Source organism: Biformimicrobium ophioploci (assembly GCF_030270605.1).
In the GTDB taxonomy this organism is placed as follows: domain Bacteria; phylum Pseudomonadota; class Gammaproteobacteria; order Pseudomonadales; family Cellvibrionaceae; genus Biformimicrobium; species Biformimicrobium ophioploci.
Window position 1 is genome coordinate 1 of record NZ_BSYJ01000027.1, and the last position, 476, is coordinate 476.

At 45.2% G+C, this 476-nt stretch carries 1 protein-coding gene; it reads left to right on the forward strand.

The window, feature by feature from the left end; translation table 11 throughout:
- Positions 1-456 (forward strand): hypothetical protein (locus QSJ80_RS15570; protein WP_285765388.1); only part of this gene is annotated, 456 nt, incomplete at its 5' end.
- Positions 457-476: the final 20 nt, after the last annotated feature.

The following is a 476-nucleotide window of genomic DNA, read 5'->3' on the forward strand; positions in this document are numbered from 1 at the left end:
CGCTATGTCGCGCTGAGCCAGGCGTTATGCGTTAATAATATGATCACAGAAGATACAAGGAAACTCGTAGACTGCCCTTGTGGGTGTGGTCGTGATATTCCTAAAATTTCGGGCTCTGTAGAGAATGGAAATTCTAAGACAAACTTTTACGCATATCTGATGGATGAAGGAGATGGGCCAAATCTATGGCTCATGCTCCAGTCTGGACCATGGTTTGAAGATGGCCTTGATTGTGCCATCGTTGTCCGTTCGGTTAGAGATGAAGATGGTCTAACTGCGTACCTTAAAGGTCAACGTGCTTCACCTTGGAAAGATATCGAAATACCAGAGCTAAAATTTCTCACCAGAGAAGAGGTTATGGCCCAAGAGGGCGGTAAGGCTTGGGTATTTAGGGTTCATGATGAAATTACGCATCATCATCGTGAAATTAGTCGGTTCATGTGGCCTGACGCATAACAAATGAATGAAGGGCGACG